14 protein-coding genes are annotated in these 16,167 nt (G+C 72.2%); all 14 read left to right on the top strand.

The window, feature by feature from the left end:
• Nucleotides 1-50 precede the first annotated feature (50 nt).
• The 14 genes from U7230_RS12595 (at nt 51) to U7230_RS12530 (ending at nt 16,161) form a co-directional block, all read left to right on the top strand.
• Entirely contained in the window at nt 51-1,898 is a 1,848-nt protein-coding gene (locus U7230_RS12595) for a BamA/OMP85 family outer membrane protein (RefSeq protein WP_324716185.1), read from the top strand.
• A gap of 28 nt (nt 1,899-1,926) precedes the next feature.
• Nucleotides 1,927-2,502 carry an OmpH/Skp family outer membrane protein gene (locus U7230_RS12590; RefSeq protein WP_324716184.1) on the top strand — a complete coding sequence of 192 codons (576 nt, stop codon included), beginning with the start codon at nt 1,927-1,929 and terminating at the stop codon, nt 2,500-2,502.
• Nucleotides 2,503-2,515: 13 nt separating this feature from the next.
• Nucleotides 2,516-3,592: a UDP-3-O-(3-hydroxymyristoyl)glucosamine N-acyltransferase gene (gene lpxD / locus U7230_RS12585; protein ID WP_324716183.1), complete on the top strand. Its 1,077-nt coding sequence runs from the start codon at nt 2,516-2,518 to the stop codon at nt 3,590-3,592.
• Nucleotides 3,589-4,263 carry a hypothetical protein gene (locus U7230_RS12580; RefSeq protein WP_324716182.1) on the top strand — a complete coding sequence of 225 codons (675 nt, stop codon included), beginning with the start codon at nt 3,589-3,591 and terminating at the stop codon, nt 4,261-4,263. The genes lpxD and U7230_RS12580 overlap by 4 nt, the downstream gene beginning before the upstream one ends.
• 40 nt (nt 4,264-4,303) lie before the next feature.
• Nucleotides 4,304-5,221 (top strand): hypothetical protein, encoded by a 918-nt coding sequence (locus tag U7230_RS12575; RefSeq protein ID WP_324716181.1) that lies wholly within the window; start codon nt 4,304-4,306, stop codon nt 5,219-5,221.
• Nucleotides 5,222-5,242: 21 nt separating this feature from the next.
• A complete protein-coding gene (locus U7230_RS12570; protein ID WP_324716180.1) occupies nt 5,243-6,322 on the top strand; it encodes an LptF/LptG family permease in 1,080 nt (359 codons plus the stop codon).
• A gap of 2 nt (nt 6,323-6,324) precedes the next feature.
• Nucleotides 6,325-8,727: an LPS-assembly protein LptD gene (locus tag U7230_RS12565; protein ID WP_324716179.1), complete on the top strand. Its 2,403-nt coding sequence runs from the start codon at nt 6,325-6,327 to the stop codon at nt 8,725-8,727.
• Between the two features lie 77 nt (nt 8,728-8,804).
• The gene (gene lptC / locus U7230_RS12560) at nt 8,805-9,482 is read left to right on the top strand and encodes an LPS export ABC transporter periplasmic protein LptC (protein ID WP_324716178.1); all 678 of its coding nucleotides are present in this window, start codon (nt 8,805-8,807) and stop codon (nt 9,480-9,482) included.
• Nucleotides 9,482-10,222 carry an LptA/OstA family protein gene (locus U7230_RS12555; protein ID WP_324718245.1) on the top strand — a complete coding sequence of 247 codons (741 nt, stop codon included), beginning with the start codon at nt 9,482-9,484 and terminating at the stop codon, nt 10,220-10,222. Before lptC ends, U7230_RS12555 begins: the two co-directional genes overlap by 1 nt.
• A 77-nt stretch (nt 10,223-10,299) precedes the next feature.
• Nucleotides 10,300-13,203, top strand: a complete 2,904-nt coding sequence (locus tag U7230_RS12550; protein WP_324716177.1) for an amino acid ABC transporter ATP-binding protein — start codon at nt 10,300-10,302, stop codon at nt 13,201-13,203.
• A 22-nt stretch (nt 13,204-13,225) separates the two neighbouring features.
• Entirely contained in the window at nt 13,226-14,062 is an 837-nt protein-coding gene (lpxC, locus tag U7230_RS12545; protein WP_324716176.1) for a UDP-3-O-acyl-N-acetylglucosamine deacetylase, read from the top strand.
• Between the two features lie 4 nt (nt 14,063-14,066).
• Nucleotides 14,067-14,510 (top strand): 3-hydroxyacyl-ACP dehydratase FabZ, encoded by a 444-nt coding sequence (gene fabZ, locus U7230_RS12540; RefSeq protein WP_324716175.1) that lies wholly within the window; start codon nt 14,067-14,069, stop codon nt 14,508-14,510.
• A complete protein-coding gene (gene lpxA, locus U7230_RS12535; protein ID WP_324716174.1) occupies nt 14,507-15,307 on the top strand; it encodes an acyl-ACP--UDP-N-acetylglucosamine O-acyltransferase in 801 nt (266 codons plus the stop codon). The genes fabZ and lpxA overlap by 4 nt, the downstream gene beginning before the upstream one ends.
• Nucleotides 15,304-16,161, top strand: coding sequence for an LpxI family protein (locus tag U7230_RS12530; protein WP_324716173.1), 858 nt, complete (start codon nt 15,304-15,306; stop codon nt 16,159-16,161). The genes lpxA and U7230_RS12530 overlap by 4 nt, the downstream gene beginning before the upstream one ends.
• Nucleotides 16,162-16,167: the final 6 nt, after the last annotated feature.

The raw sequence follows: 16,167 nt of genomic DNA, 5'->3' as shown, positions 1-16,167 counted from the left end.
CGGCAGCGGTCGTACCTCCCTCCAGCGCAGCGGAAGGTGGCGGATCCTCGTTGACGGCACGTATCCGGCGGACCAGGGCCCCCGTGCTCCGGATAGCGGTCGCCATCCTGGCGGTGACCACGGTGGCAGCGTGGGCAGCGGTGGCAAGTGCCCAGGCGCCGCCGGCCCAGGGGGCACCGCCCGGGCAGTCCCCCGCGCAGCAACAGGCCCTTCCCCCGGCCATGGTGCGGGCCGTCGTGGTCAGCGGCAACAACGAGGTGCCGGCGTCGCAGATCCTCGACGCCATCACCCATACCCAACCGGGCAAGAGCCTTTCTCGAGAAGACATTCAGGCCGATCAGCGGGCCATCCTGGCGATGGGCTACTTCCGCAGCGTCTCCGTGGACGTTCAGAGCATCACGCTCTCCTCGGGCACGGGCCCGGGGGAGCCGGTGCCGGTGCGGGTGATCTTCACCGTCACCGAAAACCCCGTGCTGCGCAAGGTCATCGTCAACGCCCAACCGGAGGTCGCTCCGCTCCTGGCGAAGGCGGGGGCCACGCCGGCAAGCCTGGGGGCTTTGCTGGAGCTGCCCACCGGCAAGGTGGCGCATGGGCCCACCATCACGCGCCAGCTGCAGGACCTGCCTGGGAAGATATGGCAACGCTACGGCGTCCTCACGTCCCCGGGGAGCGTCGACCTGGACGACGAGGGGACTCTGACGGTGGAGGTGCTGCCGGTTCGCGTCGGCCGCATCGACGTCACGGGCAACAACAAGACCAGGCCGTACGTCATCACCCGGGAGCTCTCCATCAAGCCGGGCGAGGTGCTGCAGCGCGCGGACCTGGAGAAGAGCCTGCGGCGGGTCTTGATGCTCCAGCTCTTCGAGGAGGTCAACGCCGATCTCAAGGGCATCCCCGACAAGCCCGACGAGGTGGCCGTCCAGGTCAGCGTCAAGGAGCGGCGGACCGGCAACATCCAGATGGGGATCACCTGGTCGCAGCACGAGGGCCCGGCTGGCCTGCTGGACGTCTCGGACGCCAACTTCCTCGGCAGGGCCCAGCAGGTCGGGCTCGCCATCAACTACGGCGCCAACGCGCAGCGCTACCAGGTGAGTTTCACCGAGCCGTACGTGGACCGCAGCGGCACGTCGCTCGGCTTCAAGCTCAGCTGGGAGCAGGCGAAGAAGCCCCTGGACAGTAACAATCCCGGTGGGCCTCAGTACTGGGACCGCCGCTACGGCGGCGAGGTGACGCTGGGGCGCCCGCTCTCCGAGTTCACCCGGGGGTACCTCACCTTCACCCAGAACAAGTGGGAGGCGCCCCTGGTCGAAGGGTCGGGGCCGTCCGGCATCGAGGAGGGCACCCTGCGCAGCGTGCGCCTGAGCACGATGACGGACACCAGCAATCACCCGTTCAACCCCTCGACGGGGCAGCGGCTGCGGCTGTCGGCCGAGGTGGCCGGGCTCGGCGGCGATTTCCACTTCAACAAGTTCGAGGGCTCGTACAGCCAGTACGTGCCGGTGCAGCTGTTCGGCACGTGGCAGCACGTGATCGCCGGCCGCATCAGCCTGGGCGACCTGATCTCGTTCGACCCCCAGCCGCCCGACCAGGAGCTTTTCCGCCTCGGCGGCGCCGAGTCCCTGAGGGGGTACGGCTACGGCACCTTCTCGGGTACCCGGATGGCGATGGGCAACCTCGAGTACCGGTTCCCCATCTACGAGATGCTCTCCGGCGTCCTGTTCTTCGACAGCGGGATGGCGTGGAAAGACGGCGAGCAGGTCGACCTGCGCGATCTGAAGTGGGATGCGGGCCTGGGGCTACGGATCGACATCGGCGCTCTCGGGATGATCCGCCTCGACTACGGCATGACCCGGGAGAGCTCGGGGCAGTTCCACTTCAGCATCGGCCAGCAGTTTTGAACGATCCACGGAAGGCTGGGACCGGGGCATGCAGCGTGTCCGAGTTTGGTTGAACCGAAGGCCCCCGTGGGCGCTGTGGGCGGCGGCAGCCGTCGCCGTGGCCCTGGGGTTCGGGAGCGTCGCCTGGTCGGCGGCCCGGGCCGCCAACAACCCGCCGGCGACGATCGGTGCCGTGGACCTCGACCGGGTGGCGACCGAGTACCTGCAGCCTGCCCTCGGCGAACCCCTTCGCCAGGAGACCGCCCGGCTGCAGGCGCAGTTCGACAAGGAGGCGGCCGCGCTCGACGCCGAACTCAACGAGAAGGTGAAGGGTGCGAGCGACGCCGAGAAGCAAAACCTCCGCAACCAGTACCAACAGCAGAAGCAGGCCCTTTTCGCTCGCTACCAGCAGCAGCTCGATCAGCGCAAGCAGGAGATGATCAACCAGCGGCTCCCCAAGGTGAAGGATGCCATCGGCCGGGTGGCGGCTCGCCTGGGGCTCGAGGCAGTGCTCGACAAGAACCTGGTCATCTGGGGAGGCCGGGACATCACCGATCAGGTGCTCCTGGAGCTCGGCATCAAGACGTCTGGTAGCACGGAAAAGCCGTCTTCGTCGTCCCGCTGAAGGAGGGCGCTACATGATGCCCGGCGAGCGCCTCACCCTCACGGTCGAGGAGGTGGCGCGCCGCGTCGGGGGACGGTTAGCGAGCGGAGACCCCCGGGGTTGGATCCGGGGGGTGGCTCCCGTCGAGGAGGCAGGGCCCCACGACCTCACGATGGCGGTGGGCGCCCGGTACGCCCGGGCGCTGGCCGGCCGGGAGGTGGGCGCCGTACTGGTGCCGCCCGGCAAGCTGGTGGCCGGGCAGACCTGTATCGAGGTGGACGAGCCCCGGGAGGCGTGGGACCAGATCCTCGAGCTCTTCGCCCCGCAGCCGTGGCTTCCCGAGCCCGGCATCGACCCCCGGGCGACGATCGCTCCCGACGCCGCACTGGGGGAAGGGGTCCGCATCGGCGCTTTTGCGGTGGTCGGTCACAGGGCGCGCCTGGGGCGCGGCGTGGTGCTCTTTCCCGGAGCCATCGTGGGCGACGACGCGACCATCGGCGACGAGAGCATCATCCACGCCCGGGCTGTCGTGCGGGAGCGGGTGCAGATAGGCCGGCGCGTGCGCGTCGGCGCGGGGGCGGTCATCGGCTCCGAGGGATTCGGCTTCACGACCCGGGAGGGGCGCCACCGGCGCAGGCCCCAGGCCGGCACGGTCATCATCGAGGACGACGTGGAGATCGGCGCCAATGCCTGTATCGATCGGGCGAGCGCGGGCGCCACCGTCATCGGCGAGGGCACCAAGATCGACAACCTGGTGCAGGTGGCGCACAACGTCCGGATCGGGCCTCACTCCCTGGTGGTGGGCCAGGTCGGGATCGCCGGCTCCGTGCGCCTGGGGGCACGGGTCGTCCTGGGCGGGCAGGTCGGGGTGGCCGACCACGTGACCATCGGCGACGGCGCGGTGATCGCCGGGCGCAGCGTCGTCATCGGAGACGTGGAGCCAGGGGCGCGCCTGGCCGGCATGCCGGCCATCCCCCACGGCGAGGCGATACGGGTGTGGGCCCTGAGCCGCAAGCTCCCGGAGCTGCTGCGGCGCCTGGAGCGGCTGGAGCGGCGCCTGGGCGTGGCGGGCGAGGGGGATGGCCCGGAGTCACGAGGGGGAGGTCAATGAGCGGGCGAGCAGGGAGGGGCGTCGCGCTGGTGCTGGCCGTGGCGGTGGCGTGGTTGCCGGCCGCAGCGCAAGGCGTGCGGGCGACGAGCCTGCGCGGCAGCCGCGGCGCAGGGGTGGTCAACATCCCCACCGCAGACGGCGGGGCGGCGCGGCAGTTCACGGCCGGGCTGCACGTGGCGGGCGGATCTCCGGTATACAGCTATCTTCGTTACCAGCTCACCGACGAGCTCGAGCTGGGCGGGGTGGTGAGCCCGGCCGAGCAGGCTGGGGCTCCGGACACGAGCCGCGCGGGGCTGCTGGCCCACTACCGCTTCCTCAAAGAGCAGGACGCTTTGCCTGCCATGGCGGTGGGCATCGAGGGGCTGTCCGGGTACGTCGTGGCCAGCCACAGCCTGCCGGGCCCCCGCTACCTGCGGGCCCACCTGGGGGGCCGTGTGGGTGAGCGTGCGGGGCTGTTCGCAGGCGTGAGCGCGGTCGTCAACCCGGTCACGGTCCGCCGGCCGGGGGCGCTGGCCACCCCGGTGGTGACCCTCGGGATGGACTTCGACGGGGCGACCCTCAACGCGGGCGCCACGCTGCAGTGGGGGCCGGGCGTCCAGGTCGACGTCGGGGTGATGGACAGGGGGTACCTCGCCCTTGCTACGGGCATCAACATCAGCGCGGTCTTTTGAGGCACGGGCAACCCGGCGCGCCGCGACGACGGCCTTGCTCTTGGGGCTGGCGTGGGCGTGGGCCACGGCGGGAACGCTGGCCGAGCAGTCCCCCCGGGTGCCGGAGGCCACGGCTCTGTTCGAGGGCATGGCCACCACCGCGGCCCCCGACGAGCCGCTGCGGATCTTCTCCAACCCCGCCGGGCCCGCCTTCCTGGAGGGCATGCGGTGGGGCGTGAGCGCCACCGTGGGCTCCGGCGAGACCGCCCGGCGCAACCCGGCGTACGTGCACGCGGCGGGTATCGCGCAGGGCCGCGACGGCGAGGGGTGGGCCCTTTGGGCCAAGTCCGGCGGCAGGGACGCCGAAGTTTCGCTCGCGCCCGGCGCCCCCGCCTCCGAGCTGGCGGCCGGTTACACGTACGCGGTGACCATGTCGCACTCGACGGGCCTGGGCCTCGACGTCCACTACCGCCGGGTACGCGTTCCTCTGCCGGGCGAGCGCGGTTACCCGACGCGGGACGACCATTACCTCGGGGTGGACGTCGGGCTCGTGTCGGCGCTCGGTGATCAGCTCGTGGCCGGCTTGAGCGTCCGGCGGGTGCTGGAGGTCTGGCAGGCAGGGCCGGGTGGGCCGGCAGAGAGCCCCGGCGGCTCGGCCGGCCGCATCGTGCTGCTCACGCCCACCTTCCATGCGGGGCTCGGGTACCAGCCCAATCCGTACCTGATTGTCGAGGCGGACGCGAGCGACCTGTTCAACTCCACCGGGCATCGTGCGGCCCGCGGGGAAGTGCGCCTCTACCCGGGCCGGCCGGTCGCGCTGCGGCTGGGCGTGGAGGCGGCCAGCGGCTCGGGGACCGGCTGGCTGGCGGGGCTGGGAGTGCGCATGCCCGGGGGCAACTGGGCCATCAGCTACACGTACATGGGTGGGGAGATCTACGGAGGGATCCACCAGCTCGGCCTCATGACGGCCGCCCCGTAAGAGAGCGAGGAGCTCTTGCCATTGCGGCGGCTCGATCTCTACGTCGCAACGGAATTCCTGGGACCCTTTCTCGTAACAGCCGTCGGCTTCGTCTTGTTGCTGATCACGAGCACCATCTTCCAGCTGACGGACCTGCTGGTGGTGCAGCGCGCCGACCCGGCGGTGACCTTCTCGCTCCTGGCACTCAAGGTGCCGGCCGCCCTCAGCATCGCCCTTCCCATCGCCGCCCTCTTCGGGACGCTGCTCTCTGCCGGTCGGCTCGTGCGAGACGGCGAGATGACCGTGATGCGCAGCGCCGGGCTCAGCGTGGCTCGCATCGGGTTGCCCGTCCTCCTCCTGGGCGCCGCGATCAGCGTCCTCACGTACGCCCTCAACGAGTACGTGGTGCCTCAGGCCAACCACCGGTACGAGATCATGTTGCGCCGGGCCGTCCTGGCCGATCCCGTCCCTGCCATCTCCGAAAACGTCTTTTTCCGGGGCACCCCGACTCACTGGTTTTACGTGCGCCGGGTCGACCGGTCGACCCGGGAGCTCCTGGACGCGCTGGTCTACGAACTGCGCCCCGACAGCTTCCCGGTCATCTACACGGCCCGGCGCGGCTGGTACGAGGGCCGTACCTGGCACCTGGAGGACGTCACGATGAAGCGCCTCGACGCCGACGGGTTCGTCCAGGTGGAGTCCAGCATGAAGCGCTACGAAATGACCCTCGCAGAACCCACCGAGGCGTACCTGGGTTCCCAGAAGAGCGCCGAGGAGATGAGCCGCCGGGAACTCGGCGACGAGATCCGCCGGCTGCGCAAGGCCGGCGTGGTGGCCCGCTCGCTTTGGGTCGAGTATCACATCAAGCTCTCGCTGCCCATGGCTGCCCTGGTGATGACCCTGCTCGGGCTTCCCCTCAGCCTCTACGGGCGGCGCGGAGGCCGGGCGTTCGGGGCGGCGGCGAGTTTGGGGCTCGTGCTGTTGTACTACGTGGTGTTCGCGCTGTTTCGCTCTCTGGGCAACTCGGGTGCCGTCGAGCCCCTCGCGGCCGCATGGATGCCCAATTTGCTCTACCTGGCCGCGGCCGCCTGGCTCTTCTTGCGGGCGGAGTGGGCGGAGTAGCCATGCAGGAGCGCAGGCCGGCGCAGGGGGGGCGGGTAGCGCCATGGCGGGTCCTCGTGGTCGCGGCCCTTGCCACGCTGGCGCTGGCGGGGGCCGGTCGGACGTCCCTTGCGGGTGCGTCCTCTGCCGCCGTCGAGGGACCGGAGGGCCTGCGGCTCGAGCTGAAGGACGGGGCCGTCGCCGACGTGCGGCCTCCCGTGGTCGTGGTGACCGGCGGGTTTACCCTTTTCTGGAAGGACCTCGAGGTACAGGCCGAGAGGTTGCGCTACGACGACACCCTCCAGCAAGCGTGGCTGTCGGGCAACGTCCGGGCCCGTCGCCCGGGCGAGACCCTCACCGGCGAGACGCTGCACCTCGACCTGCCGTCGGGCAACGCCGTGGTCGGCCAGGCGGCGGCGACGGTGGAGACCGACGGTGTCGAAGGGCCCATCTTCTTACAGTCGGCGCGCCTCGAGGGGCGGGAGGACCGAATCGAGGCCGAGGGGGCCACGTTGACCACCTGCCCGCTTCCGATGGAGCACGCGCACTACCGGGTGACGGTGAGCAGCCTGGTGGTGCGCCCCCGCGAGGAGGTGGCGGCGTACCACGCGGTCTTCTGGGAGAGCGGCGTGCCCATCTTCTACTGGCCGTATCTGCACTTCTCCCTGGTCAACCCCCGTGCGGGCCGCTTCGTGCCTCCGGAGGTGGGCTACGGCCAGAGGGAAGGGTGGTTTGTGCGGGCACGCCTGCCGTACATGGGCCCCGGAAGCACTTACGGCTACGTGCTTGCCAGCTACTTCGAGCGCCTGGGCGCGGGGCTCGGGCTGTACCAGGCTCTCTACGACGACGGCAGGAGCTTTGCCGCGGTCTTCGGCGAGACCACGCTCGGCGAGCACGGAGGCTTCCCTCCCGACGTGCGGGCCGGCACCGAAGGCCAGCTGGTGGCCGGCGGGGGTGCCCTCACCTCTCGCAACGAGGTGGCCCGGCAAGACCTGGACGGCCGGCTCCAGTACCTCGGATGGTGGACCGCCTCCGGCTCGCTTCCCGATTGGGGCGTGCGGCTCTCGCTGCTCGCCTCGGGCCGCCGCCCCGTCCAAGTGCCCGAAGCGCTGACCGGCGCCTCGGTGGGCAGCTTCGAGGTGGCGCCGCCTGCCGGCGGTCCGCTGAGCGGCCGGCTCCACGCGCGCTGGGATCTGGCCCGCCTTCCCGACCAGCCTGCCCGTTCGCTGTGGGATGCGGTCGGCACGCTCGCCTGGAAGTCGGGGGACGGCCAGATCGAGCTCTCCGCCGGCCGCGTCAGCCACCCTGACCTCTACGCCGATCCCGAGCGCAAGACGGCCTGGGAAAGCCTGGTCACCCTGCCCGAGCTGCGCGCCTCTCGAACGGTGACGCGCTGGGCAGGGGCGCTGCCGGGACAGATCGAGCTACGGGCCGGCGCAGGGCACTTCACGGAACGGCGGCTGGTGGACGGCTCTGCGCAGCAAACGTCCGCCTGGCGCCTCACCCTCGAACCCGCCATCAGCCTGCGCCCGGTCCGCCACGGCCCGTGGGAGCTCAAGGCCGACTCGAGTCTGTGGGGGGCGCGCTACGACAACGGGTCGGGACAGCTGGCCCTCAAGGCGAGCGGGTCGGCCCGGTACTACCTGACCCCCGGCACCTACGCGAGCGCCGGCTACCGCCTGACCGACCCGCTGCGGGTGATCGCCGGTCCGGGCGAAGGCGGCGAGCGGGCGGTGCCCCCGTTCCAGTTCGATCAGGCCAGCTACGAAGAGGCCATAGACCTGGGGTTCGCCGCAGGCGTGGGGGGCCCGCTCAGCCTGTCGTTGACCTCCACCTACGATGTCGCGACGGGCGCGTGGCAGGAGGTGACCGCCTCGACGCGGGCGAAGGCCGGAGAGGTGGGCCTGGGCTGGACGGCGGTATACGACGCGGGGCAGGGCGAGCTCGAGAGCGTGACCGGCCAGCTCGAGTGGGCTCCGAGGCAGGGCCGGGTGCAGGTGGCGGCTCGCTACGCGCCGGCTCTACAGGCCGTCGACCAGATGGCGGCCAGCGTCAGCTGGCAGGTACCGGGCCAGCTGACGCTCAAGCTCGGGACCCTCTACGCGCCTGTGGAGAGCCGGGTGCAGCGGGCCGACCTCCAGCTCTCGTGGCGGGTGCTGCCCGAGTGGGTGGTCTCGGCCGGAGGCAGCTGGGACACCAAGCTGGGCGGTTGGGTGTCGAGCGAGGTGGGCGTGGCCCTCGACCAGGACTGCCGGGCCATCGGGCTCCGCTACGACCCGTCGGCCCAGCGCTGGGCGCTCGGGTACCAGATCAAGGCGTTCGAGGGGGCCGAGGTGGCGGTGGGGGCGATCCGGCCCGACAGCCTGACGGAGGAGAGCCAGTGGCAACAGTTGCTCCACGCCCTGGAGAAGCCTCCGGGCAACTGAGCCAAACCCGGGCGCCGGCCCGGGCCGGGACCAGGGCCAGCGAAGGCCGCTCCCGCAGGCGGCGAAGGGCCGTCGCCGTGCTCGCCGCGCTGGCGGTGGGGGCGGCGGGCGTGGGGATCTGGTCTGGCGCCTTCCACCCGTGGAAAACGCCGCCGGGAGCGGAGCCCCCTGCCGGCGGGGAGACCGCGGGCCCGGCGGCGCCCCCGGCGCCGGGCGTGCGAAGCCTCGACATCCACCTGGTGGGGCGCCACCGGGGTGAGCGGCAGTGGCAGCTGCGGGCGGAGCGCATCGAGCTCCCCGAGCCGGCACGGGAGGTGCAGTTCCGGGACGTCAAGGACGGGGTCTTCTACCGGGAGGGGGAGACCCTGGTCACGTTCGAGGGGGATGGGGGCCGGTTCGACGAAAAGAGCGGGCGGCTCGTGCTGAAGGGACGATTCCGCCTCGCGTACGGGACGGACGTGATGGAGAGCGCCGAGTTGACCTGGGAGCCCGACCGGGAACTCCTCTGGACCCACGCCTCGACGGTCATCCACCACGGCTCCATGACGATCCGCTCCCCCCGCATGGAGATCGACGTCAACACCCGGGTGATCCACCTCTCGGGGGGCGTCACGGTGGACGATCCGGGGAGGCTGCGGGCCCGGGCGGAGCGGGTGGAGTACGAGCCCGGCACCGGGGCCATGCGGTTCATCGGGCCGGTAGAGGTGGAGGGCGATACCATGGCGGATCCCACGGAGGCGGGTGGCAGCTCGTGATGCGGCTGCGTAGGGCGGTCGTCGCGGCGTCCCTGGGCGTGCTGCTGGCGGCGGAGGGGGCGGCGGCGCAAGCGGCGGCCCAACCGTCCGCTCCCGGCCCAGCCGGCCAGCAGGCACCCGTACGGATCCGGATCGTGGGAGCATCACAGGACGAGCTGACCGGGCAGTGGGACCCGGCCAGGCAGCGCATGATCTTCATGCCGCCCAAGGGGCGCGTCGTGGTGGAGTGGAGCGGCTGGCGTGCCGAGGGGGCCCGCCTGGAGTGGGACCCCGAGGGCCGGGTGGCGGTGATGACCGGCTCCGTGCGCGTGTACCGGCCGGACGTGGACGCCCAGGCGGAACGGCTCGACGCCTGGTACCAGCAGGACAGGGCGCGCCTGTCGGGCTCCGCTCGCGTCGACGAGTGGGCGCTCACCAAAGGGGAACAGCGCGGCGCGCACCTGCGCACCCTCACCGCCGAGACCATCGAGATGGACGAGGCCAAGCGCCTGCTGGTCGCCCGGGGCAGCGTGCAGGTGCGCCAGGACGATCCCAGGCTCGAGGCGAGCGGGGATGACCTGGTGTACGACCGCAACGCCGAGAAGGTGGTCCTCACCTCGGCCAACCAGGGCGTCCACGCGCTGTTCGACCGGTTCGAGCTGAGCCGGGCGTCGCGGGTCGAGTACGACGTCAAGACGGAGCAGGTGCGCTTCTTCGGGCCGGCGGATATCCAGCAACTCCCATCCCGGTCCGGCGATTGACATGACATCCAGCAACTTTTCCCGGCCCCGGCGCCACCGGATGGTATACTGCGCCCGGGTCGGGAAAAGGGGCGGTCATGGCACACCTGGCCGGACGCACCGGTAAGGCCAGAGCTCGCGCCGGGCTTTGGCGTCATTTCGTCACCTGGATCCTGGCGGCGGCCCTCCTGGCCGGAGCGGGGTCCACCGCGGTCTCCTGGGGGATGCAACGGGCGCTGGCCACGACCGTGGAGCTGGCGCTCGGCGAGGCAGGCCGGTGGGACGTGCTCGTGCAGGTCCAAGAGGATCGGCTCGGGGAGGCGCGCGGCGCCATCCAGCAGCTGGCGGCCAGCCGCTACCCGGGCGCCCGGGTGCGAACCGGCCCGACCGCGGCGGGGAGCGCCGTGGTGTTGCTCTCCCTGCCGCCGTCCATGCGCACCGGCCCCTCCTTCGAACGGCTGGGCCGCGAACTGCAGGGCATTCCCGGGGTGGTGGCCTGGGTGCCCCTCGTGGAACCCTCCATCGTCGTGAGCCGGCTCCATCCGGCCATCGCCGCTCGGGTCCAGGACCAGGCCGAACGCGACCGGGGCGTGGCGTACACGTTTTTCCACGGGAGCGATCTCGTCCTCGTGCTGCGGCGCCCGGAGGAGCTCTCCCGGGTGCGGGCGCGGCTCGACGAGTGGCTGGGAGGCTACCGGGTCATCCGGGTGAGCCCCCAGGTACCCGCCGGATCGCCGGCGCCGGGCCAGAGCGGGCTCGGCCGGCTGGCACAGGACGTATCGGCGGCCGTCTCGGCCATGCCGGGGCGCCCGAAGGTGGCGTACGCGGGGCCGGTGGCCGAAGGAAGCGGAGCGGCCGCGGTACGGTGGGCCGGCCGCATGCGGGACTTCCTCCTGCAGTACGCCACCGTGGCCCGCATCGAGCCCAGGCAGGACCTGTCGCCGCCGCTGGCGGGCGGGGAAGAGGTGGAGGTCGGCAGGCTCGCCGCCCGGGTGCTGCCCGGGCCGAGCGGCAGCCCGGTGGCGGTGCTCCTGGACGACCCGGCGTCGTCCGTGGACCTGCTCGGCAAGACGGTCGAGGTACGCAGGCACTCGGGCCAGCTGGTCGGCACCGCCGTGGTGGACGGGGGCCGGCTGCGCATCGAGGCTGCGCTGCAAGCCACCGAATCGCTGGTGCGGCGGGTACAGGAGCTCGGCTCCGGGGCCTCCTCGGCCCTCGACGCTGCCGACGGAGCCTCTCGAGAGGTGGCGCAGGCGCTCGACCGCTTGCAGGAGGCTGCCTCCCAACTCGACCGCGCGGCGTGGGGAGCCGACCCGGTCGAGGGCACCCTGGTCGCCCTGGTGCTCAACGCCCTTCTCGAAAGTCCCGGCGCCAGACCGCAAAGCTCCCCTCCGGGCTCTCCCGGCATCGCGGACCTCCAGGGGCGCATCGCGCGACTCCGCCAGCAGGTCGACGCGCTCCGCCAGGCCGACCTTCCCCATCTCCTCGACCACGTGCGCACCTTGCGCCAGGAGCTGCCCGCCCTGAGCGGCCGGGAGGTGGCCTCGGCGCTCGCCCTCCTCGAACAGTCCGGCGACGTGGCGGCGGCCGGCGGCTCCGGCGTGGAACTGGTCGTGGAGGGTGCCCCCGGTGCGATGGTCCCGGAAGCGGTGCAGCGCGCCCTGGCTGCCCGCCCCGGGCTCGGGCCCATGCGCGCCTGGGTGTCGCCGGCGGGTACGGCCTCGCCGAGCCCGCGAGCGCTGGTGCTGCAACTGGTAGAGCGTGCCTCGAAGGTGGCCGCCGCGCTGGCCGCGGCCTTGCTGGTGGCATGGAGCCTGGTCAACGACTGGGCGGTATGGACTTCGGTCCACCTGGCGGCCCGGCGGGGAAGCGACCGCCGCGCCCTCGCGCGCGCACGTCGCCGGATGGCCCTGGCCGGCGCGGGCAGCGGCCTGGTGATGGGCACGCTCGCCGGGGCGATGGCCTTCTGGGGGCAGGAAGGCGCCTGGATCGGGGCGGTCTCCTGTGCAGGCGCCCTGGCGGGGCTGGCGGCCGGGTGGTGGCACGAGCGCCTGGCGCCGGTGGACGGCGACGCCGTGGAGGCAGCAAGGGCGGCAGGCTTGAGCCTGCCGGCCGTCCTCGAGTACGTGGTGGCGCCGGAGTCCCGGCCATGGGTCCTGGCCTGGACCGCTTCCCGGCGCCCGCCTCGTTCTGCACCCGCTGCGGTGGCGCAGGCCGCCTCACGCCCGGGACGCGGGCAGCCGGCTCCTGCCGGCGAAGGGACGAGTGCGCCCGCGCTCGAGGCGGTAGGGCTCGTCAAGCGCTTCGAGTCGCACCGGGCGCTCGACGGGGTCTCGCTGTCGCTCGGGCGGGGGGAGACGGTGGTCGTCATGGGACCGTCCGGCTGCGGCAAGTCCACGCTCTTGCGCTGCCTCAAGGGGCTGGTGGAGCCCGACGAAGGCCGGGTCCTGATGGACGGCCAGGACCTCCACCGCATGGCCCCCGGCCCCCGGCAGGCCATGCGCCGGCGGGTGGGACTCGTGTTCCAGCGCCCCCAGCTGGTGAGCCATCTCCCCGTCCTGGACAACGTGGCGCTGGCGGCCACGGCTGCCGGCCTTCCCTGGGAGCAGGCCCGGGAGGCCGCGTGGCACTGGTTGAAGGCGCTGGACATGCAGGCGGCCGCGGGGCGGTTGCCTTCCCAACTTTCGGGGGGCGAGGGCCAGCGCGCGGCCATCGCCCGAGCCCTCGTGACCGATCCAGAAGTCGTGCTGTGGGACGAACCCACCTCCCAGCTCGACCCGCTGCTCGTGGCCGAGCTCCTGGGCCTCATGGAGGAACTCATCCGCCGGTTGAGAACCACGATGCTCGTCGTCACCCATGAGCCGCGGTTTGCCCTCCGCGTCGGTCAGCGCCTGGTGCTGATGGAAGCGGGGAGGATCGTCGAAGAAGGAGAGCCCCGCCGCGTCCTATCGGAGCCGGCGTCGCCGGTTGGCCGGCGGCTTGCCGAGCTGGTCGCCATCTGAGGCGCGGCGGGCTGGGTGGACCGTGCAAACGACGCTTGCCCGATCCGTCACGGTGGAAGGGACGGGCCTTCACACGGGCCGGCCCGCCCGCGTCAAACTGGCGCCCATGCCACCCGGTTCCGGACTGCGCCTGGTGCGTACCGACGTGAGCCCGCCCGCCGAGATCGAGGTATCGGTGCGCTCGCGCGCCCCCGTGCCCCGCTGTACGGCGCTGGCGAGCCCGGCCGCCCGGGTGATGACCGTCGAGCACCTGCTGTCGGCCCTGGCGGGGCTCGGGATCGACAACGTCCGGATCGAGGTGGACGGGCCCGAGATCCCGGCCCTGGACGGCAGCGCGGCCCGGTGGGTGGAGCTGGTCGACCGGGCAGGGGTCGTCGAGCAGGACGCGCCGTCGAGGAGCCGCCGCCTCCCGGAGGTCGTCTGGGTGGGCGACGGGGAGAGGTTCATCCTGGCGGCGCCGGGCGAGGGCTTACGGGTGAGCTTCCTGTTCACCGCCGACAGACCGGGCCTCCAGGACGCCTTCGTCGAGTTCGACGTCACGCCCGAGGTGTTCCGCAGGGAGATTGCGCCGGCGAGGACCGTGGCGTTCCTTGACGAGGTGGAGCAGCTGCGCCGGCACGGGCTCGGGTTGGGGGGCACACCGGACAACGTGGTACTGGTGGGACCGCAAGGGCCCGTGACGCCGCTCAGGTTCGCCGACGAGATCGCCCGGCACAAGGTGCTGGACCTCATCGGAGACCTGGCCCTCGCCGGCCCCTTGCAGGCCAGGGTCGTGGCGATCCGGGCCGGGCACGAGCTGACGGCGAGGCTCGCCTCCCGGATCTGGCAGGCACTCCGACCAACGGAATGGAAGGGATGAGCACATGCTGGACATCGCCGAGATCTGGCGGCGGATTCCTCACCGCTACCCCTTTCTGCTCGTGGACAAGGTCCTGGAGCTGGAAGAGGGGCAGCGGGTGGTCGCCGTGAAAAACGTCACGATCAACGAAGCGTTCTTCGCGGGGCATTATCCCGAGCGTCCCATCATGCCGGGAGTGCTGATGCTGGAGGCCATGGCCCAGGCCGCGGCGGTCATGCTGTACCCGTTCATCGCCAAAGACGGCAAGCTGCCTCTCCTGGCAGGCATCGATCGGGCGCGCTTCCGAAGGCCGGTCGTGCCCGGAGACGTCCTGCGGCTGGAGGCGCGTACGGTGCGCTTGCGCGGCCGGGCGGGGACCGTGTCGGGCCAGGCGCTGGTAGACGGAGAGCCCGTGTGCGAAGCGGACTTCTTGTTCGCGGCCATTGACGGATCGGGGGGTCAAGGGTGAGCACGGGCCGGAGCCGGACGTCCGTTGCGAGAGATCCCACGGCCGTGGTCGCCGAGGGCGCCGAGCTGGACGAGTCGGTCGCGATAGGGCCGTACGTGGTGATCGAGCCGGGCGTGACGGTCGCCGCCGGGACCCGCCTCGACGCCTTCGTGGTGCTCAAGGGACCCACGAGCATCGGGCGGGACAACCGGATCGGGACGGGCGCCGTGCTGGGCGGTGAGCCGCAGGACCTCAAGTACGGGGGCGAGCCGACCCGCCTCGTGATCGGGGACGCTAACCGTATCGGCGCCTACGTCACGATAAGCCGCGGCACGCCCGGCGGGCACGGGGTCACGACGATCGGCAACGGCAACGTCCTCGAAGACGGCGCCCACGTGGGCCACGACTGCCAGGTGGGCGACGGGGTCCGGCTCGGCGCCGGGGCCGCGCTGGCGGGCCACGTCGTGGTGGACGACGGCGCGGAGATAGGGCCCCTGGCCGGGGTGCATCAGTTCGTGCACGTGGGGCGCTTTGCCCGCATCGAGGGCCACGCCATGGTGGGACGGGACGTGCCTCCGTACGTCGTGGTGGCGGGCAACCCGGCGAGCGTGGCGGGGATCAACGAGGAGGCCATGCGGCGCCGCGGGCTGGATGCCGGCGTCGTGGCGGCCGTGGAGTCGGCCCTGAGGCTGATCTACGAGTCGGGCCTGCGTCTCGAGGAGGCCGTCGCTCGCATCGAGCGGGAGCTGCCACCGGTCGACGAGGTCCGGGAGCTGGTGCGCTTCGTGCGGGAGCGCCACCGGGGAGTGATCCGGTGACCTGGATCGGGGTCTTTGCCGGCCAAGGAGAGCTACCCCGCCTGCTGGTGGAGAGGGCCCTCGCGCGAGGGCTGGGGGTCGTCGTCGCCTCTTTAGGCGCCCGTCGTGCGCGAGCGCCTTGCGCGATGGCCGGGGCGGGGGCCGGGCGCGACGGGCGGGTGCGCTGGGTCGACGTCGCCGAGGCCGGGTGGGACGAGGCCATGGCCTGCCTGCAAGCAGCCAGCGTGCACGACGTCTACGCCGTGGGCAAGGTACACCGGCTGCAGGCCTCCACCCTGCTGGAGCAGGCGGCCGCGCAGGACGTGCTGCGGTTGCTGGCCGACGGGCAGGGCCGGGGCGACGAGGCTCTCTCGCGCGCCGTGGCCAGGGTGCTGGAGGGCCAGGGCTTCCGGCTCGCTCCCCAGCGGGAGCTACTGGAGGACCTCCTCTTTCCCGCAGGGGTGCTGTCGCGGCGCGCGCCCACCCATCGAGAGCAACGCGACCTCGAGCGGGGGATGAGCCTTGCCCGGGGCATTGCGGCGCTCGACATCGGGCAGACCGTGGTGGTCAAGGACGGGGTCGTGCTGGCGGTGGAGGCGGCCGCCGAGGGCACCGACGCGACCATCCGGCGCGCGGGCCGGCTGGGCGGAAGCGGGGCCGTCGTGGCCAAGGTCAGCCGGCCGCGCCAGGATCCCCGGTTCGACACCCCGGTCGTGGGACCGCGCACGGTGCGCACCATGGCCGGCGCCGGCGCGTCGTGCCTGGCGGTCGAGGCGGGGTGCGCGTTCTTGCTTCACCGGGAGCGGACGCTGAAGGTCGCGGACGAGGCCGGCATCGCCGTGGTCGGCGTCCAACGGGCGGGGGGCGCTCGCTGACGGCAG

The sequence above is a fragment of the Limnochorda sp. L945t genome, from assembly GCF_035593305.1.
Taxonomy (GTDB): Bacteria; Bacillota; Limnochordia; order Limnochordales; family Geochordaceae; genus Carboxydichorda; species Carboxydichorda subterranea.
Note: the sequence above shows the minus strand (reverse complement) of the source record. Positions and strands in the feature narration are given on the sequence as shown.

Excerpts from the sequence above, each read along its gene's own strand:
- U7230_RS12590 (WP_324716184.1), top strand. The coding sequence starts at position 1,927 with ATGCAGCGTGTCCGAGTTTGGTTGAACCGAAGGCCCCCGTGGGCGCTG.
- lpxD (WP_324716183.1), top strand. The coding sequence starts at position 2,516 with ATGATGCCCGGCGAGCGCCTCACCCTCACGGTCGAGGAGGTGGCGCGC.
- U7230_RS12580 (WP_324716182.1), top strand. The coding sequence starts at position 3,589 with ATGAGCGGGCGAGCAGGGAGGGGCGTCGCGCTGGTGCTGGCCGTGGCG.
- U7230_RS12565 (WP_324716179.1), top strand. The coding sequence starts at position 6,325 with ATGCAGGAGCGCAGGCCGGCGCAGGGGGGGCGGGTAGCGCCATGGCGG.
- U7230_RS12555 (WP_324718245.1), top strand. The coding sequence starts at position 9,482 with ATGCGGCTGCGTAGGGCGGTCGTCGCGGCGTCCCTGGGCGTGCTGCTG.
- U7230_RS12550 (WP_324716177.1), top strand. The coding sequence starts at position 10,300 with ATGGCACACCTGGCCGGACGCACCGGTAAGGCCAGAGCTCGCGCCGGG.
- fabZ (WP_324716175.1), top strand. The coding sequence starts at position 14,067 with ATGCTGGACATCGCCGAGATCTGGCGGCGGATTCCTCACCGCTACCCC.